We start from the raw sequence: 24,610 nt of genomic DNA on the forward strand, positions 1-24,610 counted from the left end.
TCGGTCCCGTGGTGTGCAATGGAACGCGTGCCCGCGCTCGACGAACCACTCAAGAAGTCCCTCGGCCCCGCCACCGCCAAGGTGATGGCCGAGGCCCTCGACCTGCACACGGTCGGTGACCTCCTCCACCACTACCCCCGCCGGTACGCCGAGCGCGGGGAGCTGACCACGCTGTCCGACCTGCCGCTCGACGAGCACGTCACCGTGGTCGCCCAGGTCGCCGACGCCCGCGTGCTCACCTTCAACGGCTCCAAGGGCCGCGGCCAGCGCCTCGAAGTGACCATCACCGACGGCAGCGGTCGCCTCCAGCTGGTCTTCTTCGGCAAGGGCGTGCACAAACCGCACAAGGACCTGCTGCCCGGCACCCGCGCGATGTTCGCCGGCAAGGTGTCGCTGTTCAACCGGCGCCTCCAGCTCGCCCACCCCTCGTACGAACTCCTCCGCGGCGACGGCGAGGAGGCCGTCGACGTCTGGGCCGGGGCCCTCATCCCGATCTACCCGGCCAGCACCAGACTGGAGTCCTGGAAGATCGCCAAGGCCGTCGACGCCGTCCTGCCCAGCGCCGCCGACGCCGTCGACCCGCTGCCCGAGGCACTCCGCGAGGGCCGCGGCCTCGCCGAACTGCCCGAGGCCCTCCGGCTGATCCACCGGCCCCGCACCAAGGCCGACATTGCCGACGCCCGCGAGCGCCTCAAGTGGGACGAGGCCTTCGTCCTCCAGGTCGCCCTGGCCCGCCGCCGGCACGCCGACACCCAACTCCCCGCCGTCGCCCGCCGCCCCACCCCCGACGGCATCCTCGACGCCTTCGACGCCAAGCTGCCCTTCACCCTCACCGACGGCCAGAACAAGGTCTCCAAGGAGATCTTCGACGACCTCGCCACCGAGCACCCCATGCACCGGCTCCTCCAGGGCGAGGTCGGCTCCGGGAAGACGATGGTGGCCCTGCGTGCCATGCTCGCCGTCGTCGACTCCGGGGGACAGGCCGCGATGCTCGCCCCCACCGAGGTCCTCGCCCAGCAGCACCACCGCTCCGTCACCGAGATGATGGGCGAGCTGGCCGAGGGAGGCATGCTCGGCGGCGCCGAGCGGGCCACCAAGGTCGTCCTGCTCACCGGCTCCATGGGCGTCCCCGCCCGCCGGCAGGCCCTGCTCGACCTGGTCACCGGCGAGGCCGGCCTCGTCATCGGCACCCACGCGCTGATCGAGGACAAGGTCCAGTTCCACGACCTCGGCCTGGTCGTCGTCGACGAGCAGCACCGCTTCGGCGTGGAGCAGCGCGACGCCCTGCGCGGCAAGGGCAAGCAGCCCCCGCACCTCCTGGTGATGACCGCCACCCCCATCCCGCGCACCGTCGCCATGACCGTCTTCGGCGACCTGGAGACCTCCGTCCTCGACCAGCTGCCCGCCGGCCGCTCCCCGATCGCCAGCCATGTCGTGCCCGCCGCCGACAAGCCGCACTTCCTCACGCGCGCGTGGGAGCGGGTCCGCGAGGAGGTCGCCAAGGGCCACCAGGCGTACGTGGTCTGCCCCCGCATCGGCGACGAGGAGGACAAGAAGAAGTCCGGGCCCTCCGCCGCCGACGAGGCCGAGAGGCGCCCGCCGCTCGCCGTCCTCGACATCGCGGAACAGCTCCGCACCGGCCCCCTGACGGGACTGCGGATCGCCGTCCTGCACGGCCGGATGCACCCCGACGACAAGGACGACGTGATGCGCCGCTTCGCCGCCGGCGAGCTCGACGTCCTCGTCGCCACCACCGTCATCGAGGTCGGCGTCAACGTCCCCAACGCCACCGCCATGGTGATCATGGACGCGGACCGCTTCGGCGTCTCCCAGCTCCACCAGCTCCGCGGCCGGGTCGGCCGAGGCTCCGCCCCCGGCCTCTGCCTCCTCGTCAGCGAGATGCCCGAGGCCACCCCCGCCCGCCAGCGGCTCAACGCCGTCGCCTCCACCCTGGACGGCTTCGAACTCTCCCGCATCGACCTGGAGCAGCGGCGCGAGGGCGACGTCCTCGGCCAGGCCCAGTCCGGCGTCCGCTCCTCCCTGCGGGTGCTCACCGTCATCGACGACGAGGAGGTCATCGCCGCCGCCCGCGAGGAGGCCACCGCCCTCGTCCTCGCCGACCCGGACCTCACCGGCCACCCCGGCCTCGCGACCGCGCTCGACGCCCTGCTGGACAAGGACCGGGAGGAGTACCTGGAGAAGGGCTGACGCCACCGCGCGGACCGCGGCCATATCCTGAGACGTACGCACTGGACGACGCAGGACGAGGACACCGATGACCCGCGTGATCGCCGGCACGGCCGGCGGACGCCGCCTGGCCGTGCCGCCCGGCAACGGCACCCGCCCCACCTCCGACCGGGCGCGCGAAGGCCTCTTCTCCACCTGGGAGGCCTTCCACGGCCTCACCGGGGCCCGGGTCGCCGACCTGTACGCGGGCTCCGGGGCCGTCGGCCTGGAGGCCCTCTCCCGGGGCGCCGCCCACGCCCTCCTGGTGGAGGCGGAACCCCGCGCCGCGAAGACGATCCGGGAGAACATCCAGGCCCTCGGCCTCCCCGGCGCCGAACTCCGCAGCGGCCGGGCCGAGCAGATCGCCACGGGACCGGCCCCGGCCGAGCCGTACGACCTGGTCTTCCTCGACCCGCCGTACGCCGTCTCCGACGAGGAACTCCGCGAGATTCTCCTCACACTGCGCTCGGGGGGCTGGCTGAGCGAGGATGCCCTCGTCACCGTGGAGCGAAGCACCCGAGGCGGGGAGTTCGGCTGGCCGGCCGGATTCGAGGGCCTGCGGTCCCGTCGTTACGGCGAGGGAACGTTTTGGTACGGTCGCGCCGCCTCTACGTGCGAAGACGCACGATGACCGGACCGGAGAGCGAGGGACCCACGTTGCGCCGCGCCGTCTGTCCGGGGTCATTCGACCCCATCACCAACGGACATCTCGACATCATCGCCCGTGCCTCCAAGCTGTACGACGTCGTACACGTCGCGGTGATGATCAACCAGTCGAAGAAGGGCCTGTTCACGGTCGAGGAGCGGATCGAGCTGATCCGCGAGGTGACCGCCGACCTCGGCAACGTCGAGGTGGAGTCCTTCCACGGGCTGCTCGTCGACTTCTGCAAGCAGCGCGACATCCCCGCCATCGTCAAGGGGCTGCGCGCGGTCAGCGACTTCGACTACGAGCTGCAGATGGCCCAGATGAACAACGGCCTCACGGGCGTGGAGACCCTCTTCGTCCCCACCAACCCCACCTACAGCTTCCTCTCCTCCTCCCTGGTGAAGGAGGTCGCCGCCTGGGGCGGCGACGTCTCCCACCTGGTCCCGCCGACGGTCCTCCCGTGGCTCACCGAGCGCCTCGCGAGGAAGTGACGCGCGGCCACCGCCGCTGACGCTCCGTCACCTGGTGACGGACGGGCGCCGACTGCCCTTACAGTCGTCCCGTCCGTCTCCATCCAGCTGTAGAGAGTGGCGAGCACCCGGTGGACGTACAGAAGAAGCTCGACGAGATCGTCGCGACCGTGCACGGCGCCCGCTCCATGCCCATGTCGGCATCCTGCGTGGTCAATCGCGCCGAGCTGCTCGCCCTGCTCGAAGAGGTACGGGAGGCCCTGCCGGGCTCCCTCGCGCAGGCGCAGGAGCTGATCGGCGGCCGGGAGCAGATGGTCGAGCAGGCCCACCGCGAGGCCGAGCGGATCATCGAGGCCGCCCACGCCGAGCGGGGCTCGATCGTCTCCGACACCCAGGTCGCCCGGCAGTCGCAGGAGGAGGCCGACCGGATCCTCTCCGAGGCCCGCCGCGAGGCCGAGGAGGTCCGGGCCGAGGCCGACGACTACGTCGACTCCAAGCTCGCCAACTTCGAGGTCGTCCTCAACAAGACGATCGGCTCGGTCGACCGGGGCCGCGAGAAGCTCCTCGGCCGGGGCCCCGGCCTCGACGCCAACGGCTATCCGGACGAGGACGCCCCCGAGTACAGCGCGGACCCGCAGACCCTGATCCACCGGGCGGACGAGTACGTCGACGCCAAGCTCGGCGCCTTCGAGGCGGTGCTCAGCAAGACCCTGGAGGCCGTCGGCCACGGCCGGCGGAAGCTGCACGGCCGGATCGCCAGCGACGACCTGGGCGAGCACATGGCCGCGCAGGACGGCCTCGGCGGCGCCGTGCACACCAGTGACGCCGACTACCTGGCCGGCCTGGCGGAGCTCTCGGACCCCGAGCCGGCCCGGATCCCCGCCCCGCAGCAGCCCCAGGCCCAGCCCGACCCCTACGGGTACCAGCAGCCCGACCCCTACGCGGCCTACCAGCAGCAGGTCCCGCAGCAGCCGGACCCGTACGCCTATCAGCAGCCGCAGCAGGCGGACCCCTACGGCTACCAGCAGCAGGACCCGTACGCGTACCAGCAGCCCGTCCAGCACCAGGGTCACCAGCCGCAGCAGCAGTCCGCCGCACTCGACGAGACCAGCTTCTTCGACACGAGCATGATCGACCTGGAGCAGCTCCGCCGGTACGAACAAGGACATCAGGGAGCGTAGGGGGTGGCTTGACCCCGATTGGGTCCTGGGCGAAGCGTCCAGTATCCTGGCTCTTCGGTCGCGCGTATTCCGCGATCCTCGCTGCCCACGTTCGGCAGCCTCCCCACGACGCAGCACGATCCGAAAGCAGGAAGTCCCCTGAGCACGCGCCTCGACCACCGCAATCCCCTCGTGTTCGACACACACGAGCTGGGGCGGCGTCCTGGTGCCCTCCAGCGGCTCTCGCGTTCGATCGAGGCCCCCCGGGACCTGGGCGTCGAAGGAGTCATCGGAGTGCCCGAGGGCGCGCCGGTGGACATTGATCTCCGTCTTGAGTCGGTCATGGAAGGGGTGCTTGTCACAGGCACCGCCCGTGCATCGGCCGAGGGGGAGTGCGTAAGGTGTCTGGAGCCCGTCGAGCTGGAGCTCGACGTGGATTTCCAGGAGATGTTCTCGTACCCCGACTCCGACGACCGGGGCCGCTCCAGGGCGGCCGCGGACGACGAAGCCGAGGCGGACGAGGACATGATCCCCCTCGAGGACGGCATGTTCGACCTCGAACCCATGCTGCGTGATGCGGTGGTGCTCGCACTGCCGATGCAGCCGGTGTGCCGGGAGGACTGCGCGGGTCTGTGTTCCACCTGTGGAACCAACCTGAACGAGAACCCGGACCACCACCACGACGCCGTCGACATTCGTTGGGCGGCATTGCAGGGACTCGCCGGTTCGCTGGGAACCGATGAGAAGGACAACATGAGCGGCAATGCCTCTGACGGGGACGTCCGAAGCGCCGCCGAGAAGCAGGAGAAGTAGCCGTGGCTGTTCCGAAGCGGAAGATGTCGCGCAGCAACACGCGCCACCGCCGGTCGCAGTGGAAGGCTGCGGTCCCCACCCTGGTTTCGTGTGAGCGTTGCCAGGAGCCGAAGCTGCAGCACATCGCGTGCCCGAGCTGCGGCACCTACAACAAGCGCCAGGTCCTCTCGGTCTGATTGGGCTGGTGAGAGGCGTAATGTCTGAGTCCCGCAAGACGGACGACAAGACGGACCATGCCTCGTCCCACACGCTTCTGGAAGGGCGGCTCGGCTACAAGCTCGAGTCCGCCCTTCTGGTGCGTGCGCTGACCCACCGTTCGTTCGCTTACGAGAACGGCGGTCTGCCCACCAACGAGCGGCTGGAGTTCCTCGGGGACTCCGTGCTGGGCCTGGTGGTCACGGACACGCTGTACCGCGCCCACCCCGACCTGCCGGAAGGCCAGCTGGCCAAACTGCGGGCCGCGGTGGTCAACTCGCGAGCGCTGGCGGACGTGGGGCGCGGCCTCGAACTCGGCTCCTTCGTCCGGCTCGGCCGGGGCGAAGAGGGTACGGGCGGCCGGGACAAGGCGTCCATCCTCGCCGACACCCTTGAAGCGGTGATCGGCGCGGTCTATCTCGACCAGGGCCTCGACGCGGCGTCCGAGCTGGTGCACCGGCTCTTCGACCCGCTGATCGAGAAGTCCTCGAACCTCGGTGCGGGCCTGGACTGGAAGACCAGTCTCCAGGAACTCACCGCGGCCGAGGGTCTGGGTGTGCCGGAGTACCTCGTCTCCGAAGAGGGTCCGGACCACGAGAAGACCTTTACTGCTGCCGCCCGCGTCGGTGGTGTCTCGTACGGCACCGGCACCGGCCGCAGCAAGAAGGAAGCGGAACAGCAGGCGGCGGAGTCCGCGTGGCGCGAGATTCGCGCGGCGGCGGACGAACGCGCGGCGGCGGCCAGGACCGCGGCCGAGGCGGGAACGGGAGAGGTCGCCGACCCCTCTCCTTCCGCCCACCGGGCCTCGGCCTGACGGCCGGATCCCTCGCTTCCGGAGAACCCCGCCCCAGGGCGGGGTTCTCGTCTTTTCCGCAGGGGTACGGCCGGTAGGCTTGATCCGCTGGCTGCCGAAGACGTCCGGAGGAGTCCCGTGCCCGAGCTGCCCGAGGTCGAGGTCGTACGGCGCGGACTGGAACGCTGGGTCGCCGGGCGGACCGTGTCCGAGGTCGAGGTGCTGCACCCCAGGGCCGTACGGCGCCATCCGGCGGGCGGCGCGGACTTCGCGGCCCGGCTCGAAGGACAGCGCTTCGGGGTCGCGCGCCGGCGCGGCAAGTACCTCTGGGTGCCGCTCGCCGAGACCGGCACGTCCGTCCTCGGGCACCTCGGGATGAGCGGGCAGCTGCTCGTCCAGCCGGAGGACGCCGCCGACGAGAAGCATCTGCGCGTCCGCGTCCGCTTCGACGACGCGACCGGCACCGAGCTGCGCTTCGTCGACCAGCGCACCTTCGGCGGGCTCTCGCTGCACGACCAGACCCCCGACGGGCTCCCGGACGTCATCGGGCACATCGCCCGCGATCCGCTGGACCCCGAGTTCGACGACGCCGCCTTCCAGAGCGCGCTGCGGCTGCGCCGTACGACCGTGAAGCGGGCGCTGCTCGACCAGTCGCTGATCAGCGGCGTCGGCAACATCTACGCCGACGAGGCGCTCTGGCGGTCCCGGCTGCACTACGACCGGCCGACGGCCACACTGACGCGACCGCGTTCGGCCGAGCTGCTCGGGCACGTCCGGGACGTGATGAACGCGGCCCTGGACGCGGGCGGCACCAGCTTCGACAGCCTGTATGTGAACGTCAACGGCGAGTCCGGCTACTTCGACCGCTCGCTCGACGCGTACGGCCGCGAGGACGAGCCCTGCCACCGCTGCGGTACGCCGATGCGCCGGCGCGCCTGGATGAACCGCTCCAGCTACTTCTGCCCGCGCTGCCAGCGCCCGCCGCGCGCGAGCGCGTGACTCGGCGAGGGCTCAGGCGGTGACGGGGGCGGTGACGCGCTCCGCGTCGTAGCTCTCCCGCGCCGCCTCGACCTGCGGCATACGGCCCTCCACCAGCTCGATCAGGCCGATCAGCCGCTCCGCGATCTCGCGGCCGAGCGGGGTGAGCCGGTAGTCGACCCGCGGCGGGTTCGTGGGCTGCGCCTCGCGGTGGACCAGGCCGTCGCGCTCCAGGGCGTGCAGGGTCTGCGACAGCATCTTCTCGCTCACGCCGTCGACGCGGCGGCGCAGCTCGTTGAATCGGAACGTCCCGTCGTGCAGCGCGCCCAGGGTGAGGCTGCCCCAGCGGCCCGTCACATGCTCGAGGGTGCCGCGCGAGGGGCAGGCCCGTGCGAACACGTCGTAGGCGAGGTCGTCAGTCATGGGCTCCACCGTACTCTCGCGCAGCGCTTACCGCCACGGGCGCGCTAACTGCTGGCTTGCGCTGTCGAAAAGTTAGTGCTCTACTTCTGGTCATCGCCTCACCGACCCTTTCGAGGAGCCCCCTGTGACCAGCCCCGTCGTCTCCGTCGCCTACCACTCCGGCTACGGCCACACCGCAGTCCTGGCCGAGGCCGTCCGTGCCGGCGCCGCCGACACGGGCGCCACCGTCCACCTGATCAAGGTCGACGGGATCACCGACGCCGAGTGGGAGCTGCTCGACTCCTCCGACGCGATCGTCTTCGGCTCCCCGACCTACATGGGCACCGCCTCCGGCGCCTTCCACCGCTTCGCCGAGGACTCCTCGAAGCGCTGGTTCACCGGCGCCTGGCAGGACAAGCTCGCCGCCGGATTCACCAACTCCGGCTCCAAGAGCGGTGACAAGCTGCACACCCTCCAGTTCTTCCAGATCCTCGCCGGCCAGCACGGCATGACCTGGGTCAACCTCGGCCTGAAGCCCGGCTGGAACACCACGGACGCCTCCGAGAACGACCTCAACCGCCTCGGCTTCTTCACCGGCGCAGCCGCCCAGACCGCCAACGACCTCGGCCCGGACGGCGTCCACAAGGCGGACATCGCCACCGCCGAACACCTCGGCCGCCGCGTCGCCCTGACCGCCGGCACCTTCGCGGCGGGCAAGGCCGCCGCCTGACCTCCGGGTACGCGAAAGGGCCCCGTCACCGGGAAGGTGACGGGGCCCTTTCGCGCCTGCGGTCCGGAGCCGAGCGGGGGGGTGCTACGCGGCTCCGGCGTGCCGGCTCAGTAGCCGAAGTCCTGGGTCCACCAGGGGCCGCCGTCGCCGAAGTGGACGCCGACGCCGAGGGTCGTGAAGTCGCAGTTCAGGATGTTGGCGCGGTGGCCGTCGCTGTTCATCCAGGACTCCATCACGGCCGCCGCGTCCGCCTGGCCGCGGGCGATGTTCTCGCCGCCCATGCCCGAGACGCCCGCCTTCTCCGCGCGGGCCCACGGCGTGGCCCCGTCCGGGTCCGTGTGGTCGAAGAAGCCGCGCGCCGCCATGTCCGTGCTGAACGCCCCGGCCAGCGACGCCAGCTGGGCGTTCGCGTTCACCGGGGAGCAGCCCACCTTGGAGCGCTCGACGTTGACCAGCCGGAGGACCTCCGCCTCGGCGGCCACACTCCGGTCCGCGGTCGAGGGGGCAGGGGCCTTCTCGACCGGCGCCTCGGTGGTCGGGTCCGGCTTCGGCGCGGGGGCCTTCGTGGACGGCGCGACCGTGGTCCTCGGCGCCGCGGGCTTCGTGGCCGGCTTCTTCGAAGGGGTGGTCGCCTTCGGGGTGGGCTTGACGGACGGGGTCGCCGACGGCGAGGCGGTCTTCGCACCGCTCGTGCCCGTGCTCGATCCCGTACGCGTGCCCGTGCCGGCGCCCGTGGAACCGGTGCCGCCCGCCGGGGTCTCGGTGGACCCGCCCTGCGTCGTCAGCTCGGGGGCCTGCCGCGACTGGCTCGGGCGCTCGCTGGCGCCCACACTGCCGAGGGTGAAGGTGTCCCCGCCGGGCAGCAGGCCGGAAGCGACGGCGACGGCGCCCACCGCGACCGCCGCGGAGGCGCCGAGCAGGCCGGTGCGCACGGGAGCGCGCCGCTTGCGGCGGGCACCCCGGTGCGGGCGGTCCGTACCGGCCGCGTACTCTTCTGCGGCGGGTGCGGCTCCGGCGCGACGGTGGCGTCCCATCTGCTCTGCCTTCCTGCTGGCCCTGTGGGGCTTTGCTGATCTTTGCTTCAGGGACCGTTCGTGGCCCATCAGTCGAACAGCGCGCGCCCGTACGGGTGAGGCGTGTTCGGTCGGGACTGTAGTCCATGCACGGCGGGGGCGATGTGCTCATCTGGCAATCCGCCCGTTAGCGTGCAGTCATGAGCGACGACGTACGGATGACCGCCTGGGTGCGCGGCCGGGTACAGGGAGTGGGCTTCCGCTGGTTCACCAGGGCAAACGCACTGGAGATCGGGAGCCTGGTGGGCTTCGCCCTGAACCTCGACGACGGCCGGGTGCAGGTGGTGGCCGAGGGGCCGCGTGAGAATTGCCACCGTCTGCTCGCCTGGCTCCACTCCGCCGACACACCCGGGCGCGTGGACGGCGTCACTGAGATCTGGGCCACCCCGCGCGGCGGATACGACGGCTTCGCCATCCGCTGACCCACCCCCAGCCGACACCCGCGCCGGTGACCGGGAGGGGCGCCGGACGGACGCGCGGTAACAGCCGCGTGAGGGGGAAAGTCCCTGGTGGTTGCCAAGGGGCGGCCGTCGTGGAAGGCTGCCCGGTAAGGATGATCGCGACGCCCTGAGGCACCGAGTTCGCGAGGCCCCCGCCGCCCTTCGAGCGGCCGTGGACTCCTCGGTGGCCCCTTCGGACGGGGCGTGATCGTGTTGACCGTCAAACTTTTTGGTGAGACTCTGGAAGCCCCGCGCACCTTAGCTGTTTGGCAGTGGAACCGGCACGACAAGCAGTACTGCCGAGCACCGCGGGTGCGAATCCCTCACGACCCACACCGCTTCGGTCGGTCACTCATTGTGGAGGACCATCCATCATGGCAAAGGCGCTTCTCGGTTACGTCGGCGGCTCCGACCCGCGACTCCTCGCCGAGATGCGACGGCTTCAGCAGCGCGTCCAGGATCTCGAATCCGAGCTGGTACGGATTCAGTCCGAGAACGACTCGCTCGCCGCTGCCGCCGCTCAGCACCAGGGAGAGTCGCTGCTGAACAGCATCGATCTCGACGTACCCCAGGCGGAGCCTGCGCTCACCTGACGATCCCAGCCCCCCAGGGGTCAGGTGGGAGACACTCACACCGGTACAGCCGACGGAGGCGTCCACGGACACCTGCGCCGGTGAAGTCGGGCACGCAAGGGGCGCTTCGGCGTCCCTTCCTTCTTTCCCTCCCCGCTTCACCCACTGTTTCCCCCTCGTCCCACCCCTCCTCACCCGGGGATCTGCCCTGCCTGTCAGCGGGTGAAACGCGCGGGCCCCGGTAGAGTCCCCGGGGTGCACCTCAAGGCCCTGACCCTCCGCGGATTCAAGTCGTTCGCCTCGGCCACCACCCTGCGGTTCGAGCCGGGAATCACCTGTGTCGTGGGCCCCAACGGATCGGGCAAGTCCAACGTCGTGGACGCCCTGTCCTGGGTGATGGGCGAGCAGGGCGCCAAGTCGCTGCGCGGCGGCAAGATGGAGGACGTCATCTTCGCCGGCACGACCGGGCGCCCACCGCTCGGCCGCGCCGAGGTCTCCCTCACCATCGACAACTCCGACGGCGCGCTGCCCATCGACTACGCCGAGGTCACCCTCACCCGCATCATGTTCCGCGGCGGCAGCAGCGAGTACCAGATCAACGGCGACACCTGCCGCCTGCTCGACTTCCAGGACCTGCTCTCCGACTCCGGCATCGGACGCGAGATGCACGTCATCGTCGGACAGGGACAGCTCGACTCCGTCCTGCACGCCGACCCGATGGGCCGCCGCGCCTTCATCGAGGAGGCCGCCGGCGTCCTCAAGCACCGCAAGCGCAAGGAGAAGGCGCTGCGGAAACTGGACGCGATGCGGGCCAACCTCGCGCGCGTGCAGGACCTCGCCGACGAACTCCGACGCCAGCTCAAGCCCCTGGGCCGGCAGGCCGCCGTCGCCCGCCGGGCCGTCGTCATCCAGGCCGACCTGCGCGATGCCCGCCTCCGCCTCCTCGCCGACGACCTCGTCCACCTCCAGCGGGCCCTGACCGCCGAGGTCGCCGACGAAGCCGCCCTGCTCGCCCGCAAGGAGGCCACCGAGCAGGAACTGCGTACCGCGCTCACCCGCGAGGCCGAACTCGAAGCCGAGGCCCGCACCCTCGCGCCGCGCCTGGAGCGCGCCCAGCAGAACTGGTACGCCCTCTCCCAGCTCGCCGAACGCGTACGCGGCACGGTCTCGCTCGCCGACGCGCGCGTGAAGAGCGCCACCACCGCCCCCGCCGAGGAGCGCCGAGGACGCGACCCCGAGGACCTGGAGCGAGAGGCCGCCCGCGTCCGCGAGCAGGAGGCCGAGCTCGAAGCCGCCCTGGAAGCGGCCGAACGGGCCCTGGACGACACCGTCGCCCACCGCTCCGGGCTGGAACGCTCGCTCGCCGACGAGGAACGACGCCTCAAGGACCTGGCCCGCGCCCTCGCCGACCGGCGCGAGGGCCTCGCCCGCCTCCACGGCCAGGTCAACGCCGCCCGCTCGCGCGCCGCCTCCGCCCAGGCCGAGATCGACCGCCTCGCCACCGCCCGCGACGAGGCGGGGGAGCGGGCCGCCACCGCCCAGGAGGAGTACGAACAGCTCAGGGCCGAGGTCGAAGGACTCGACGCCGCCGACACCGCGCAGGGCGAGCGCCACGAGGCCGCCCGCCGCGAACTCGCCGAAGCGGAAGCCGCGCTGAGCGCCGCCCGCGAGGCCGCGGGCGACGCCGAACGCCGCCGCGCCGCCACCCGGGCCCGGCACGACACCCTCGCCCTCGGGCTGCGCCGCAAGGACGGCACCGGCGCACTCCTCGCCGCCGGGCTCAGCGGTGTCCTCGGCCCCGCCGCCGAACTCCTCACCGTCACCCCGGGATACGAGATCCCCGTCGCCACCGCCCTCGGCGCCGCCGCCGACGCGGTCGCCGCCACCGGCCCCGCCACCGCCGCCGAAGCCCTCCGCCTGCTGCGCAAGCAGGACGCCGGCCGCGCCTCCCTGCTCCTCGCCGGCGGGCCGGAACCGGCCCCGGCCCCGGCCCTGCCCGAAGCGCACCCGTACGCCGCCGACCTCGTCCGGGGCCCCGACGCACTCATGGCCGCCGTACGCCGACTGCTCGCCGGGGTCGTGGTCGTCGGCGACCTGGACGAGGCCGCCGACCTGGTCAGGTCCAGGCCCGCGCTGACCGCCGTCACGGCCGAGGGCGACCTGCTCGGACCGCACTTCGCACAGGGCGGTTCCGCAGGCGCGCCCAGCCTCCTCGAAGTCCAGGCCTCGGTGGCCGAGGCCGCCGTCGAACTCGACGAACTGGCCGTACGGTGCGAGGAGTCGGCTGCCGCCCGGCGGGATGCCGACGAGCGGCGCCGTACCGCCGCCGCGCTCGTCGAGGAGCTCGACGCCCTCCGCCGTACCGCCGAACGAGAGAAGTCCGCCGTGGCCCAGCGGCTCGGGCGGCTCGCGGGCCAGGCCAGGGGAGCGGCGGGGGAGGCCGAGCGGACCGCGGCGGCGGCCGACCGCGCCCAGGAGGCCCTGGAGAAGGCGACCGCCGAGGCCGAGGAACTGGCCGAACGACTCCTCGTGGCCCAGGAGGCCGCCGCGTTCGGGGACGGCGACGAGGAACCGGACACCGCCACCCGCGACCGGCTCGCGATCGACGGCTCCAACGCGCGCCAGACCGAGATGGAGGCGCGGCTCCAGGTCCGTACCCATGAGGAGCGCGTCAAGGGCCTCGCGGGCCGGGCCGACTCGCTCGACCGGGCCGCCCGCGCCGAACGGGAGGCACGCGCGCGTGCCGAGCAGCGCCGGGCCCGGCTGCGCCACGAGGAGCGGGTCGCGGGCGCGGTCGCCGCGGGCGCCCGGGGACTCCTCGCCCACATCGAGGTCTCGCTCGTCCGCGCCGAGCGGGAGCGAGTGGTGGCCCAGGAGGCACGCGCCGACCGCGAGGAGGGGCTGACGGCGGCCCGGAACCGGGGCCGCGACCTCAAGGCCGAGCTCGACAAGCTGACCGACTCCGTCCACCGGGGCGAGGTGCTCGGCGCCGAGAAGCGGTTGCGGATCGAGCAGTTGGAGGCGAAGGCCCTGGAGGAGTTCGGGGTCGAGGCGAAGGACCTGACCGCCGAGTACGGTCCGGACCAGCCGGTGCCCGCGTCGCCCACGGCCGAAAGCACGGAAGGCACGGAGGGCCGGGAGGGCGCCGAAGGCAGTGCGTCCGCCGGGGCCGACGAGCCGCGCCCCTTCATCCGTTCGGAGCAGGAGAAGCGGCTCAAGGCCGCCGAACGGGCGTACCACCAGCTCGGCAAGGTCAACCCGCTGGCCCTGGAGGAGTTCGCGGCGCTGGAGGAGCGGCACCGCTTCCTCTCCGAGCAGCTGGAGGACCTGAAGAAGACCCGTACCGACCTGCTTCAGGTCGTGAAAGAGGTCGACCTGAGGGTCGAGCAGGTCTTCACCGAGGCGTACCGGGACACGGCCCGTGAGTTCGAGGGCGTGTTCTCCCGGCTCTTCCCGGGCGGCGAGGGACGGCTGATCCTCACGGACCCGGACAACATGCTGACCACCGGCGTCGAGGTGGAGGCCCGTCCGCCGGGCAAGAAGGTCAAGCGGCTCTCGCTGCTCTCCGGCGGCGAGCGCTCGCTGACCGCGGTGGCGCTGCTCGTCTCCATCTTCAAGGCGCGGCCCAGCCCGTTCTATGTGATGGACGAGGTCGAGGCGGCGCTCGACGACACCAACCTCCAGCGGCTGATCCGGATCATGCGGGAGCTCCAGGAGTCCTCGCAGCTGATCGTGATCACCCACCAGAAGCGGACGATGGAGGTCGCGGACGCGCTCTACGGGGTGTCCATGCAGGGTGACGGCGTCTCGAAGGTGATCAGCCAGCGGCTGCGCTGAACACTCATCGTTCAAGTTCTGAAGCAAAGAAACATCAGAGTGCTAATAAAGTCATATGACATCGCATCTTGACTTCGAAACATGAATGCATAGTCTCTGCAACGTTGCTTTTACCTTCACGTGGTGGGCGGCGTGAAGTTGTGCGCCACTGGAAGGGCTCTCCCCCCACCGATGGAGTCCATGTGACCAGCACCGCGCAGGCGCCCCCGCCGCCGCCTTCCGAAGGCCGAGCCGCTCACCCGGACCACCTCGGCCACGTCATCTTCATCACGGCATCCGCCGCGATGGGCGGCTTCCTCTTCGGATACGACAGCTCCGTCATCAACGGCGCCGTCGAGGCGATCCGGCACCGCTACGACATCGGCTCCGGCACCCTCGCGCAGGTCATCGCCATCGCCCTGATCGGCTGCGCCATCGGTGCCGCCACCGCCGGCCGGATCGCCGACCGCATCGGCCGCATCCGCTGTATGCAGATCTCCGCCGTGCTCTTCGCCATCAGCGCCGTGGGCTCCGCGCTGCCCTTCGCCCTCTGGGACCTGGCCTTCTGGCGGATCATCGGCGGCTTCGCCATCGGCATGGCCTCCGTCATCGGCCCCGCGTACATCGCCGAAGTCGCCCCCGCCGCCTACCGGGGCCGCCTCGGCTCCTTCCAGCAGGCCGCGATCGTCATCGGCATCGCCATCTCCCAGCTCGTCAACTACGGCATCCTCCAGCTCGCCGACGGCGACCAGCGCGGCAAGATCGGCGGCCTGGAGGCCTGGCAGTGGATGCTCGGGGTGATGGTCGTCCCCGCGTTCCTCTACGGCATGCTCTCCTTCGCCATCCCCGAGTCCCCCCGCTTCCTCATCTCCGTCGGCAGGACCGCGCGGGCCAAGGAGGTCCTCGCCGAGGTCGAGGGCGAGGGCGTCGACCTCGACCGGCGCGTCGCCGAGATCGACCGGGCCATGCGCAGCGAGCACAAGTCCACCTTCAAGGACCTGCTCGCGGCCGGCAGCCGCTTCAGGCTGCTGCCCATCGTCTGGGTCGGCATCGGACTCTCCGTCTTCCAGCAGCTCGTCGGCATCAACGTCGCCTTCTACTACTCCTCGACGCTCTGGCAGTCCGTCGGCATCGACCCGTCGGGCTCGTTCTTCTACTCGTTCACCACGTCGATCATCAACATCATCGGCACCGTGATCGCGATGGTCCTGGTCGACCGGGTCGGCCGCAAGCCGCTGGCCCTGGTCGGCTCCTTCGGCATGGCGATCGCCCTCTCCTTCGAGGCCTGGGCCTTCTCCGCCGACCTCGTCGACGGCAAGCTCCCCGAGACCCAGGGCGTCGTGGCGCTCGTCGCCGCCCATGTCTTCGTGCTCTTCTTCGCCCTCTCGTGGGGCGTGGTGGTCTGGGTCTTCCTCGGCGAGATGTTCCCCAACAGGATCCGCGCCGCCGCCCTCGGCGTCGCCGCCTCCGCCCAGTGGATCGCCAACTGGGCCATCACCGCCAGCTTCCCGTCCCTCGCGGACTGGAACCTCTCCGGCACCTACATCATCTACGCGGTCTTCGCCGTGCTCTCGATCCCCTTCGTACTCAGGTACGTCAAGGAGACCAAGGGCAAGGCGTTGGAGGAGATGGGCTGATCCCCGCTGCCCCGCTCCTCACCCACGGAACCGCCCCGGCCCGAGACGCTGTGTCTCGCGCCGGGGCAGTCCACCGTCGTCCGGGTCCCACGTCCGACGCCGCGCCGCTCAGGCCCCCAGCCGCGGCAGCACCTCTTCGCAGAACAGCCGCAGGCTCCGCCACCCCTCCTCCACCGGCATCCCGCCGCACAGCGGATGCAGCACGAGGCTCTCCAGACCGAGCGCCGCGCACTCCCGCGGGGTGACGACCCGGTAGACCCCCTCCGCACGCAGCTCGGCCACCGTCGTCGCCGTCGACCGGACCGCCGAACGGATGTCCTTCGACTGCCAGGAGGCGTACGTCCGCGCCTCGTGCAGGAAGTGCTCCCCGTACTCCGCCCAGGTCCGGTCCGGGTCCTCCGACAGATGCAGCAGCGGGGTCTCCTCGGCCGGCATCATCGTCCACCCCTCCGTGCCGTACTCCGCGCACCGCTCCCGGTAGTACGTCTCCAGCTCCGGCAGATGCGCGCTCGGGAAGAACGGCAGCCCCAGCCGGGCCGCCCGCCGCGCCGCCGCCCGCGACGAACCCCCGACCAGCAGCATCGGATGCGGCTGGGTGAAGGGTCGAGGGGTGACCCGTACCGTACGGCCCTGATAGGTGAACGGCTCCCCGGTCCACGCCGTGAGCAGGGTCTCCAGCAGCAGGTCCTGGAGCTTGCCGCGCCGCCCCCAGTCGACCCCGCGCTCCTCGTACTCCTCCGGCCGGTACCCGATCCCCGCGACCGTCACCAGACGGCCCCCGCTCAGCAGGTCCAGGACCGCGATGTCCTCGGCCAGCCGCAGCGGATCGTGCAGCGGGCCGATGATCGCCGAGACGGTGACCGCGATCCGCCCACCCGTCTCCCGGCCACCGCCCCCCGACGGGACGCTGTGCGCCGCCCCTCCCATCGTGGCCCCGAAGACCGCGCCCGCGAAGGCGAAGGGGGAGGGCAGCCAGTTGTTCTCGACCCCGTGGTGCTCCTCGGTCTGCACCGTGTCGACCCCGTGCCCGTCGGCGTACGCGGCCATCTCGACGGCGGCCCGGTAGCGGGCGGAGAGGGATTCGGGGGTCGCGCGGGGATCGACGAGGTTGAACCGTACGACGCTGAACGGCATGGGAAGTCCCCCTCCGCGGGTGGGCTAGCGGCGAAGGGGGACATTATCTGACGTTGCGTCAGATGGAAACGGCCTCGCGCACCTCGGCGGGCTCCACCGCCGCCTTCACGGGCGTCCGCGGCAGTACGGCGTACAGCACGCCCGCCACCACGATCGTCGCCGCCCAGCCCAGCCCGTTCTCACCGATCCAGGACGAGGCCAGCGGGCCCGCGAACCAGTCGACCTTCGTGAACAGCAGACCCATGACCAGCGCCACCGCCCACGCCGTCATCGCCTGCCAGGCGAAACCGCCCCGGTACCAGTAGGCGCTGGTCCGGGTGGTGTCCATCAGCGCCACCGCGTCGTACGACCGCCGACGCAGCATGTCCACGCCGAAAACCCCGATCCACGCCGAGAACGCCACCGCGAGCAGCGTCAGGAAGGAGATGAACGAACCGATGAAGCTGGTCGCCACCACCATCAGCAGGAAGCCGAAGACCAGGCTGATCACCGCGTTCACACTGACCGCCGCCGCACGCGGCACCTTGATCCCGAGGGTCTGCGCGGTGAACCCGGCCGAGTACATCGACATCGAGTTGATCAGCAGCATCCCGAGCAGGGCGATCAGCAGGTACGGCACCGAGATCCACATCGGCAGCAGCTCACCGATGAACGAGACCGGGTCCTGCGCCGAGGCCAGGTCCGGCGTCGACACCGCCATCACCGCGCCCATCAGCACCATCGGCAGGACCACGATCCCGGCGCCGCCGACCGTCGTGCCGACCATCGCCCGCGACGAGGCCGTACGGGGCAGATAGCGGGTGAAGTCCGGTCCCGAGGGCACCCAGCTGATGCCGCCCGCGGCGATCGTGCCGATCCCCGCGACCATCATCGCCGTCGAACCGGCCGGCCTGCCGAAGACCGCCGACCAGTCCGTGTTCGCCACCAGATACACCAGCACGAGCACCGAGAAGGCGCCGAAGACGTACGTGGACCACTTGCTGCACACCCGCAGCGCGTTGATCCCGAGCCCCGACACCAGGAAGGTGCAGGTGACGAAGAGCAGCAGGGTCACCACGATGAGCAGCGTGTTCGGCTTCACGCCGAAGAGCAGGTCCAGCACGGTCAGCACCGCGTACGCGCCGGTCACCGCGTTGATGGTCTCCCAGCCCCACCGGGCCACCCAGATCAGCGCACCCGGAAAGAGGTTTCCCCGCTGACCGAACACGGCCCGCGACAGCGCCATCCCGGGCGCCCCGCCGCGCTTCCCCGCGATCGAGATCAGTCCGACGATCCCGTACGACAGGACGGGCGCGGCGACCGCCACGGCCAGCACCTGCCAGAAGTTCAGGCCGTTGAAGACGATGAGACCGGCGCCCATCGTGAGCAGCAGCACGCTGATGTTCGCGGCGACCCAGGTCGGGAAGAGCTCACGGACCCGGCCGGTCCGCTCGGCGTCGGGGACGGGCTCGAGACCGCGGGTCTCCACGGCGCCGTCGAGCGTCGCGCCTTCGGCTTCAGAGGCGTGGGGCATGGGGGTACTCCGTACAGATGTGGGGGGACCCATCCAGCGTACGTGCTCCGTCTCCGGTCGCTTCTTGGCCGATACTGGTCAGGTTATGGAACTCATCCTTGCTGTAGTCATCGCTCTGGTCGTCGCGGTCGCCGTGACGAGCGGGCTCGTGATCAGCGGCCGCAAGAAGAAGCAGCTGCCGCCCGCCGAGCCGCCGTCCACCACGCCGACCATCACCGCTCCGCCCGCCGAACCGCACGTCGGCGAGGAGGCGGAGACGCCGCGGGAGGAACCACGCCGCACGGTCGAGGAGGTCCAGCTCCCCGCCGAGACACCGGCCGCCGTCGAGGGCCCCGTCGTCGCCGAGCCGGCGGCACCCGAGATCGAGGTGCCCGAGCCCACCGCCGGCCGTCTCGTACGGCTCCGGGCCCGGCTCGCCCGCTCCCAGAACTCGCTCGGCAAGGGGCTCCTGACGCTCCTGTCCCGCGAGCACCTCGACGAGGACACCTGGGAGGAGATCGAGGAGACCCTCCTCACCGCCGACGTCGGCGTCGCCCCCACCCAGGAGCTCGTCGAGCGGCTGCGCGAGCGGGTCCGCGTGCTCGGCACCCGCACCCCGGAGGAGCTGCGCGCGCTGCTCCGCGAGGAGCTGGTCGCCCTGCTCGGCCCCGATCTCGACCGCACGGTGCACACCGAGAGCCCCACGGACGTGCCCGGCGTGGTCATGGTCGTCGGCGTCAACGGCACCGGCAAGACCACCACCACGGGCAAGCTCGCCCGCGTCCTCGTCGCCGACGGCAAGTCCGTCGTCCTCGGCGCGGCCGACACCTTCCGTGCCGCCGCCGCCGACCAGCTCCAGACCTGGGGTGAGCGCGTCGGCGCCCGCACCGTCCGCGGCCCGGAGGGCGGCGACCCGGCGTCGATCGCCTACGACGCCGTCAAGGAGGGCATCGCGGAGGGCGCCGACGTCGTCCTCATCGACACCGCCGGCCGGCTCCACACCAAGACCGGCCTCATGGACGAGCTCGGCAAGGTCAAGCGCGTCGTCGAGAAGCACGGCCCGCTCGACGAGATCCTCCTGGTCCTCGACGCCACCACCGGCCAGAACGGTCTGATCCAGGCCCGGGTCTTCGCCGAGGTCGTCGACATCACCGGCATCGTCCTGACCAAGCTCGACGGCACCGCCAAGGGCGGCATCGTCGTCGCCGTCCAGCGCCAGCTGGGCGTCCCGGTCAAGCTGGTCGGCCTGGGCGAGGGCCCGGACGACCTGGCCCCCTTCGAGCCCGGCGCCTTCGTCGACGCCCTGATCGGCGACTGACGGCCGCACCCGCACGGACGCGTGAGGGCCCCCGCCGATCTCCGGCGGGGGCCCTCACGCATGCCGTGCGCGGCGCGGGCTCCACACATGCCGTGCGGGCCCGGGGCCCTCACGCATGCCGTGCGCTCAGTAGCGCGTCCGATGGCAGATGTACGCCAGGGTGCCGAGCAGCAGCCGTGCCTGCGGCGGCGCCCCCGCCGTGTCCAGGGTCGGCGGGCGCAGCCAGCGCACCGGCCCCAGACCGCCGAGATCCGACGGGGGAGCGGTGATGTGACCGCCGGGCCCCAGACCGTGCAGATCCAGATCCGCGTCGTCCCAGCCCATCCGGTACAGCAGCCGCGGCAGTTCGGCCGTCGCCCCCGGCGCCACGAAGAACCGCGCCCGGCCGGTCGGCGTCGCGCACACCGGACCGAGCGGCAGCCCCATGCGCTCCAGGCGCACGAGCGCCCGCCGGCCCGCCGCCTCGGCGACCTCGATCACATCGAAGGACCTGCCCACCGGCAGCATCAGCGCCGCGCCCGGATACTCCGACCAGGCCTTGGCCGCGTCGTCCAGACCGGCGCCGGCCGGAACCGGTCGCGCGAAGGAGAGCGGGTGCGCCCCCGGAGCCGTACACGCCGCATCTCCGCACGAGCACCGGCCGGCGACGGCCCGCGTCCCCGGCACCACGTCCCAGCCCCACAGCCCTGTGTACTCGGCCACCGCAGTGCACTCCGTGGTGCGTACGCGGCGGCGTGCGCCGGACCGCATCTCACGAATGCCGATCGTGAAACCCATGTCCCCTCCAACGGGTCGAGCGCGCCGGTGGTTACGTCCCGGAGCACCGTCGTCAGCTTTCGTCACGGTCCGTCGCCCCCGGCTGGCGCACGGTCGCGCACGGGGTGGTGCGGGACGCCGCGCACGCCTCTTCGCGCGTCCGTGCGCCGACTCCGGTTCGTCGCATGTCAAGTGAATCGCGTTCCACCGCAGGCGAGTTCATTCGAAGGGGTGGCGAATGGTGGCGTTTCTCGAAAGGCCCTCGTGGAGGGGTGATCGTAGGATTACTTTCGGTACTTGAACCCCCGGGGCCACTTGCGCACGCGGGTATGCCGGAGGCAACCCGGTTTCCAGTTCGAAGGAGAGCGAACGCCGGACGGGTGCCGCGAGACACGGCATTCTGATAGGGGTTCGCACGACAGGCAATCAGGTGGATGGGGGCGTTCCAGTGGGCGACAACGGCGCAGACGGTACGGCTGCCGGCAAGCGCCCGAACGAGCAGCTGGGCTCGTGGTTCGTGCGCAGCGGGTGGTCCAAGGGCGAACTCGCGCGCCAGGTGAACCGCCGGGCACGCCAGATGGGCGCGCACCACATCTCCACGGACACCTCCCGCGTACGCCGCTGGCTCGACGGCGAGCAGCCCCGCGAGCCCATCCCGCGCATCCTCTCCGAGCTGTTCTCCGAACGCTTCGGCTCCGTCGTCGCCATCGAGGACCTCGGCCTGCGCACGGCCCACCGGTCGCCGTCCGTCTCCGGCGTCGACCTGCCCTGGGCCGGCCCCCAGACGGTCACCCTGCTCAGCGAGTTCTCCCGCAGCGACCTCATGCTCGCCCGCCGGGGCTTCCTCGGCTCCTCGCTCGCGCTCGCCGCCGGCCCCTCCCTCATCGAACCGATGCAGCGCTGGCTCGTCCCCACCCCCGCCGGCGACATCGAGCGCCCCGACACCCTCGCCGACGCCCGCCGCCCCAACCGGCTCTCCGAGATCGAACTCGACCTCCTGGAGTCCACGACCGCCATGTTCCGCAAATGGGACGCCCAGTGCGGCGGCGGACTCCGGCGCAAGGCCGTCGTCGGCCAGCTCCACGAGGTCACCGACCTCCTCCAGGAACCCCAGCCCGCCGCCACCGCCAAACGCCTCTTCACCTGCGCCGCCGAACTCGCCGAACTCGCCGGCTGGATGAGCTACGACGTGGGCCTCCAGCCCACCGCCCAGAAGTACTTCGTGCTCGCCCTGCACGCCGCCAAGGAAGCCGGCGACAAGCCCCTCGGCTCGTACATCCTGTCCTCGATGAGCCGCCAGATGATCCACCTCGGCCGGCCCGACGACGCCCTCGAACTCATCCACCTCGCCCAGTACGGCAGTCGGGACTGCGCCACCGCCCGCACCCAGGCCATGCTGTATGCGATGGAGGCCCGCGCCTACGCGAACATGGGCCAGCCCTCCAAGTGCAAGCGGGCCGTCCGGATGGCCGAGGACACCTTCGCCGACGTCGGCATCGACGGCGAACCCGAGCCCGACTGGATCGGTTTCTTCTCCGAAGCCGAACTCAACGGCGAGAACTCCCACTCCTACCGCGACCTCGCCTACGTCGCCGGACGCTCCCCGACCTACGCCTCACTCGCCGAACCCGTCATGGAACGGGCCGTCGAGCTCTTCGAGAAGGACACCGACCACCAGCGGTCGTACGCCCTCAACCTCATCGGCATGGCCACCGTCCACCTCCTCAAGCGCGAACCGGAACAGTCCGTCGTCCTCGCCGAGAAGGCCCTCGGAGTCGCCCGCAGCATCCGCTCCGAGCGGGTCAACACCCGCCTCCGCAAGACCGTCGACCACGCCGCCCGCAACTTCGGCGACGTCGCCGACGTCCTCCAGCTCACCGACCGCCTCACCCAGCTGCTGCCCGAGGCCGCCGAAGCGGTCTGACCCGCCCCGGCACCCGCGCGCCCCGCACTCCGGCCGCGCCGAACGTCCCGTACTGCCCGACTCGGCTCCCCCGCCGCAAGGTCACACGGACGCCCGGCGCGGCCGGTTCTTCTCCCGCGCGAGGGAATGAAACCGGCCGCGCCCCGGAACGACACGGCCGTTCACGGTCGCGTAACACGCCCCACCCCTTTGTCACCCCTCCGAAACATCGAGCGGCATCGACGGAAACCGCGCTGCGCGAATCTCTGGCCCATAACCGGCCACCCCTCATGGCCGAGCCGCTCCCCGGCCACGCCCCGCACAGGCCGCATCCGACGACGAGGAGACGCCGATGGCACCAGCCATCACGACCCTGGCAGCAGACGCTCCCGAGCTGTCCGCCGCCAACACCGGGTTCATGCTCATCTGCTCCGCCCTGGTCATGCTGATGACCCCGGCACTCGCCTTCTTCTACGGAGGCATGGTCCGCGTCAAGTCCACCCTCAACATGCTGATGATGAGCTTCATCAGCCTCGGGATCGTCACGATCCTCTGGGTCCTCTTCGGCTTCAGCGTCGCCTTCGGCACCGACATCGGCTCGATCGTCGGCTGGTCCTCCGACTACGTCGGACTCAGCGGCATCGGCATCACCGAACTCTGGGACGGCTACACCATCCCGGTGTACGTCTTCGCCGTCTTCCAGCTGATGTTCGCGATCATCACCCCCGCCCTCATCAGCGGCGCCCTCGCCGACCGCGTCAAGTTCACCGCCTGGGCCCTCTTCATCACCCTCTGGGTCACGATCGTCTACTTCCCCGTCGCCCACTGGGTCTGGGGCTCCGGCGGCTGGCTCTTCGACATGGGCGTCATCGACTTCGCCGGCGGCACCGCCGTCCACATCAACGCCGGCGCCGCAGCCCTCGGCGTCATCCTCGTCATCGGCAAGCGCGTCGGCTTCAAGAAGGACCCGATGCGCCCCCACAGCCTCCCGCTCGTCATGCTCGGCGCCGGCCTCCTCTGGTTCGGCTGGTTCGGCTTCAACGCCGGCTCCTGGCTCGGCAACGACGACGGCGTCGGCGCCGTGATGTTCGTCAACACCCAGGTCGCCACCGCCGCCGCCATGCTCGCCTGGCTCGCCTACGAGAAGATCCGCCACGGCGCCTTCACCACCCTCGGCGCCGCCTCCGGCGCCGTCGCCGGCCTCGTCGCCATCACCCCGTCCGGCGGCGCCGTCAGCCCCCTCGGCGCGATCGCCGTCGGCGCCGTCGCCGGCCTCCTCTGCGCCATGGCCGTCGGCCTCAAGTACAGGTTCGGCTACGACGACTCCCTCGACGTCGTCGGCGTCCACCTCGTCGGCGGCGTCATCGGCTCCCTCCTCGTCGGCCTCTTCGCCACCGGCGGCGTCCAGTCCGACGCCAAGGGCCTCTTCTACGGCGGCGGCCTCGACCAGCTCGGCAAGCAGGCCGTCGGCGTCCTCGCCGTCCTCGCCTACTCCCTGATCGCCTCCGCGATCCTCGCCCTGATCATCGACAGGACCATGGGCATGAGGGTCACCGAGGACGACGAGGTCTCCGGCATCGACCAGGTCGAGCACGCCGAGACCGCGTACGACTTCAGCGGAGCCGGCGGCGGCATCACAGGACGCGGTACCTCCGTGGCCACGCCCGCCCCGAGCGAGAACAAGAAGGTGGACGCATGAAGCTCATCACCGCGGTCGTGAAGCCGCACCGGCTCGACGAGATCAAGGAGGCCCTCCAGACGTTCGGCGTCCACGGCCTCACCGTCACCGAAGCCAGCGGCTACGGCCGCCAGCGCGGCCACACCGAGGTCTACCGGGGCGCCGAGTACACCGTCGACCTGGTCCCCAAGATCCGCATCGAGGTCCTCGTCGAGGACGAGGACGCCGAACAGCTCATCGACGTCGTCGTCAAGGCCGCCCGCACCGGCAAGATCGGAGACGGCAAGGTGTGGAGCGTGCCGGTCGAGACCGCCGTACGGGTCCGCACCGGCGAACGCGGTCCGGACGCACTGTAAGCGCACACGAAGGAGCCGCCGG

The 24,610-nt window shown here is 71.2% G+C and carries 22 protein-coding genes; 17 read left to right on the forward strand and 5 right to left on the reverse strand.

Annotation, left to right across the window (positions count from 1 at the left end; translation table 11 throughout):
* Nucleotides 1-18: 18 nt before the first annotated feature.
* From recG to mutM, 8 genes are all read left to right on the forward strand, one after another.
* Nucleotides 19-2,208 (forward strand): ATP-dependent DNA helicase RecG, encoded by a 2,190-nt coding sequence (recG, locus tag ABT154_RS13680; protein ID WP_351856704.1) that lies wholly within the window; start codon nucleotides 19-21, stop codon nucleotides 2,206-2,208.
* Nucleotides 2,209-2,275: 67 nt separating this feature from the next.
* Complete coding sequence (gene rsmD, locus ABT154_RS13685; RefSeq protein WP_351856706.1) at nucleotides 2,276-2,857, forward strand: 16S rRNA (guanine(966)-N(2))-methyltransferase RsmD; 582 nt, start codon at nucleotides 2,276-2,278, stop codon at nucleotides 2,855-2,857.
* 26 nt (nucleotides 2,858-2,883) lie between these two features.
* Nucleotides 2,884-3,363, forward strand: a complete 480-nt coding sequence (gene coaD, locus ABT154_RS13690) for a pantetheine-phosphate adenylyltransferase (RefSeq protein WP_351856876.1) — start codon at nucleotides 2,884-2,886, stop codon at nucleotides 3,361-3,363.
* 110 nt (nucleotides 3,364-3,473) lie between these two features.
* The gene (locus tag ABT154_RS13695) at nucleotides 3,474-4,523 is read left to right on the forward strand and encodes a F0F1 ATP synthase subunit B (RefSeq protein WP_351856708.1); all 1,050 of its coding nucleotides are present in this window, start codon (nucleotides 3,474-3,476) and stop codon (nucleotides 4,521-4,523) included.
* A 138-nt stretch (nucleotides 4,524-4,661) separates the two neighbouring features.
* On the forward strand, nucleotides 4,662-5,315 hold the full coding sequence (locus tag ABT154_RS13700; protein ID WP_317875499.1) for a YceD family protein: 654 nt from the start codon (nucleotides 4,662-4,664) through the stop codon (nucleotides 5,313-5,315).
* Between the two features lie 2 nt (nucleotides 5,316-5,317).
* The gene (gene rpmF / locus ABT154_RS13705; protein WP_015036448.1) at nucleotides 5,318-5,491 is read left to right on the forward strand and encodes a 50S ribosomal protein L32; all 174 of its coding nucleotides are present in this window, start codon (nucleotides 5,318-5,320) and stop codon (nucleotides 5,489-5,491) included.
* Between the two features lie 20 nt (nucleotides 5,492-5,511).
* Nucleotides 5,512-6,324, forward strand: a complete 813-nt coding sequence (gene rnc / locus ABT154_RS13710; protein ID WP_351856711.1) for a ribonuclease III — start codon at nucleotides 5,512-5,514, stop codon at nucleotides 6,322-6,324.
* 117 nt (nucleotides 6,325-6,441) lie between these two features.
* Complete coding sequence (mutM, locus tag ABT154_RS13715; RefSeq protein WP_351856713.1) at nucleotides 6,442-7,302, forward strand: bifunctional DNA-formamidopyrimidine glycosylase/DNA-(apurinic or apyrimidinic site) lyase; 861 nt, start codon at nucleotides 6,442-6,444, stop codon at nucleotides 7,300-7,302.
* 12 nt (nucleotides 7,303-7,314) lie between these two features.
* Here the strand turns inward: mutM and ABT154_RS13720 are convergent, their stop codons facing one another.
* Entirely contained in the window at nucleotides 7,315-7,704 is a 390-nt protein-coding gene (locus ABT154_RS13720; protein ID WP_351856715.1) for a winged helix-turn-helix transcriptional regulator, read from the reverse strand.
* Between the two features lie 124 nt (nucleotides 7,705-7,828).
* Between ABT154_RS13720 and ABT154_RS13725 the strand changes: the two genes are divergently transcribed.
* Complete coding sequence (locus ABT154_RS13725; RefSeq protein ID WP_317875492.1) at nucleotides 7,829-8,413, forward strand: flavodoxin family protein; 585 nt, start codon at nucleotides 7,829-7,831, stop codon at nucleotides 8,411-8,413.
* A 107-nt stretch (nucleotides 8,414-8,520) separates the two neighbouring features.
* Here the strand turns inward: ABT154_RS13725 and ABT154_RS13730 are convergent, their stop codons facing one another.
* The gene (locus ABT154_RS13730) at nucleotides 8,521-9,447 is read right to left on the reverse strand and encodes a CAP domain-containing protein (RefSeq protein ID WP_351856717.1); all 927 of its coding nucleotides are present in this window, start codon (nucleotides 9,445-9,447) and stop codon (nucleotides 8,521-8,523) included.
* A 179-nt stretch (nucleotides 9,448-9,626) separates the two neighbouring features.
* Between ABT154_RS13730 and ABT154_RS13735 the strand changes: the two genes are divergently transcribed.
* The 4 genes from ABT154_RS13735 to ABT154_RS13750 all read left to right on the forward strand — a co-directional run bounded on the left by ABT154_RS13735 (nucleotide 9,627) and on the right by ABT154_RS13750 (nucleotide 15,951).
* The gene (locus ABT154_RS13735) at nucleotides 9,627-9,908 is read left to right on the forward strand and encodes an acylphosphatase (RefSeq protein WP_056566088.1); all 282 of its coding nucleotides are present in this window, start codon (nucleotides 9,627-9,629) and stop codon (nucleotides 9,906-9,908) included.
* Between the two features lie 392 nt (nucleotides 9,909-10,300).
* On the forward strand, nucleotides 10,301-10,519 hold the full coding sequence (locus ABT154_RS13740; RefSeq protein ID WP_015036455.1) for a hypothetical protein: 219 nt from the start codon (nucleotides 10,301-10,303) through the stop codon (nucleotides 10,517-10,519).
* 234 nt (nucleotides 10,520-10,753) lie between these two features.
* Entirely contained in the window at nucleotides 10,754-14,335 is a 3,582-nt protein-coding gene (gene smc, locus ABT154_RS13745; RefSeq protein ID WP_351856719.1) for a chromosome segregation protein SMC, read from the forward strand.
* A gap of 182 nt (nucleotides 14,336-14,517) precedes the next feature.
* Nucleotides 14,518-15,951, forward strand: a complete 1,434-nt coding sequence (locus ABT154_RS13750; RefSeq protein WP_351856721.1) for a sugar porter family MFS transporter — start codon at nucleotides 14,518-14,520, stop codon at nucleotides 15,949-15,951.
* A gap of 108 nt (nucleotides 15,952-16,059) precedes the next feature.
* On the opposite strand, the gene ABT154_RS13755 is transcribed toward ABT154_RS13750, so the two are convergent.
* Nucleotides 16,060-17,085: an LLM class flavin-dependent oxidoreductase gene (locus ABT154_RS13755; RefSeq protein ID WP_351856723.1), complete on the reverse strand. Its 1,026-nt coding sequence runs from the start codon at nucleotides 17,083-17,085 to the stop codon at nucleotides 16,060-16,062.
* 58 nt (nucleotides 17,086-17,143) lie between these two features.
* Nucleotides 17,144-18,598 (reverse strand): cytosine permease, encoded by a 1,455-nt coding sequence (locus tag ABT154_RS13760; protein ID WP_351856725.1) that lies wholly within the window; start codon nucleotides 18,596-18,598, stop codon nucleotides 17,144-17,146.
* Between the two features lie 85 nt (nucleotides 18,599-18,683).
* On the opposite strand from ABT154_RS13760, the gene ftsY reads away from it, so the two are divergent.
* Nucleotides 18,684-19,895 carry a signal recognition particle-docking protein FtsY gene (gene ftsY / locus ABT154_RS13765; RefSeq protein WP_351856727.1) on the forward strand — a complete coding sequence of 404 codons (1,212 nt, stop codon included), beginning with the start codon at nucleotides 18,684-18,686 and terminating at the stop codon, nucleotides 19,893-19,895.
* 126 nt (nucleotides 19,896-20,021) lie between these two features.
* Here ftsY and ABT154_RS13770 read toward each other — a convergent pair whose 3' ends face one another.
* Nucleotides 20,022-20,672 carry a bifunctional DNA primase/polymerase gene (locus tag ABT154_RS13770; RefSeq protein WP_351856729.1) on the reverse strand — a complete coding sequence of 217 codons (651 nt, stop codon included), beginning with the start codon at nucleotides 20,670-20,672 and terminating at the stop codon, nucleotides 20,022-20,024.
* 427 nt (nucleotides 20,673-21,099) lie between these two features.
* Between ABT154_RS13770 and nsdA the strand changes: the two genes are divergently transcribed.
* The 3 genes from nsdA to ABT154_RS13785 all read left to right on the forward strand — a co-directional run bounded on the left by nsdA (nucleotide 21,100) and on the right by ABT154_RS13785 (nucleotide 24,588).
* Nucleotides 21,100-22,575: a transcriptional repressor NsdA gene (gene nsdA, locus ABT154_RS13775; protein ID WP_351856731.1), complete on the forward strand. Its 1,476-nt coding sequence runs from the start codon at nucleotides 21,100-21,102 to the stop codon at nucleotides 22,573-22,575.
* A gap of 331 nt (nucleotides 22,576-22,906) precedes the next feature.
* Nucleotides 22,907-24,253, forward strand: coding sequence for an ammonium transporter (locus ABT154_RS13780; RefSeq protein ID WP_317875280.1), 1,347 nt, complete (start codon nucleotides 22,907-22,909; stop codon nucleotides 24,251-24,253).
* Entirely contained in the window at nucleotides 24,250-24,588 is a 339-nt protein-coding gene (locus ABT154_RS13785) for a P-II family nitrogen regulator (protein WP_351856734.1), read from the forward strand. Before ABT154_RS13780 ends, ABT154_RS13785 begins: the two co-directional genes overlap by 4 nt.
* Nucleotides 24,589-24,610: the final 22 nt, after the last annotated feature.

Origin of the sequence: Streptomyces sp. NPDC001728 (assembly GCF_040297565.1) — a bacterium.
Lineage (GTDB): Bacteria > Actinomycetota > Actinomycetes > Streptomycetales > Streptomycetaceae > Streptomyces.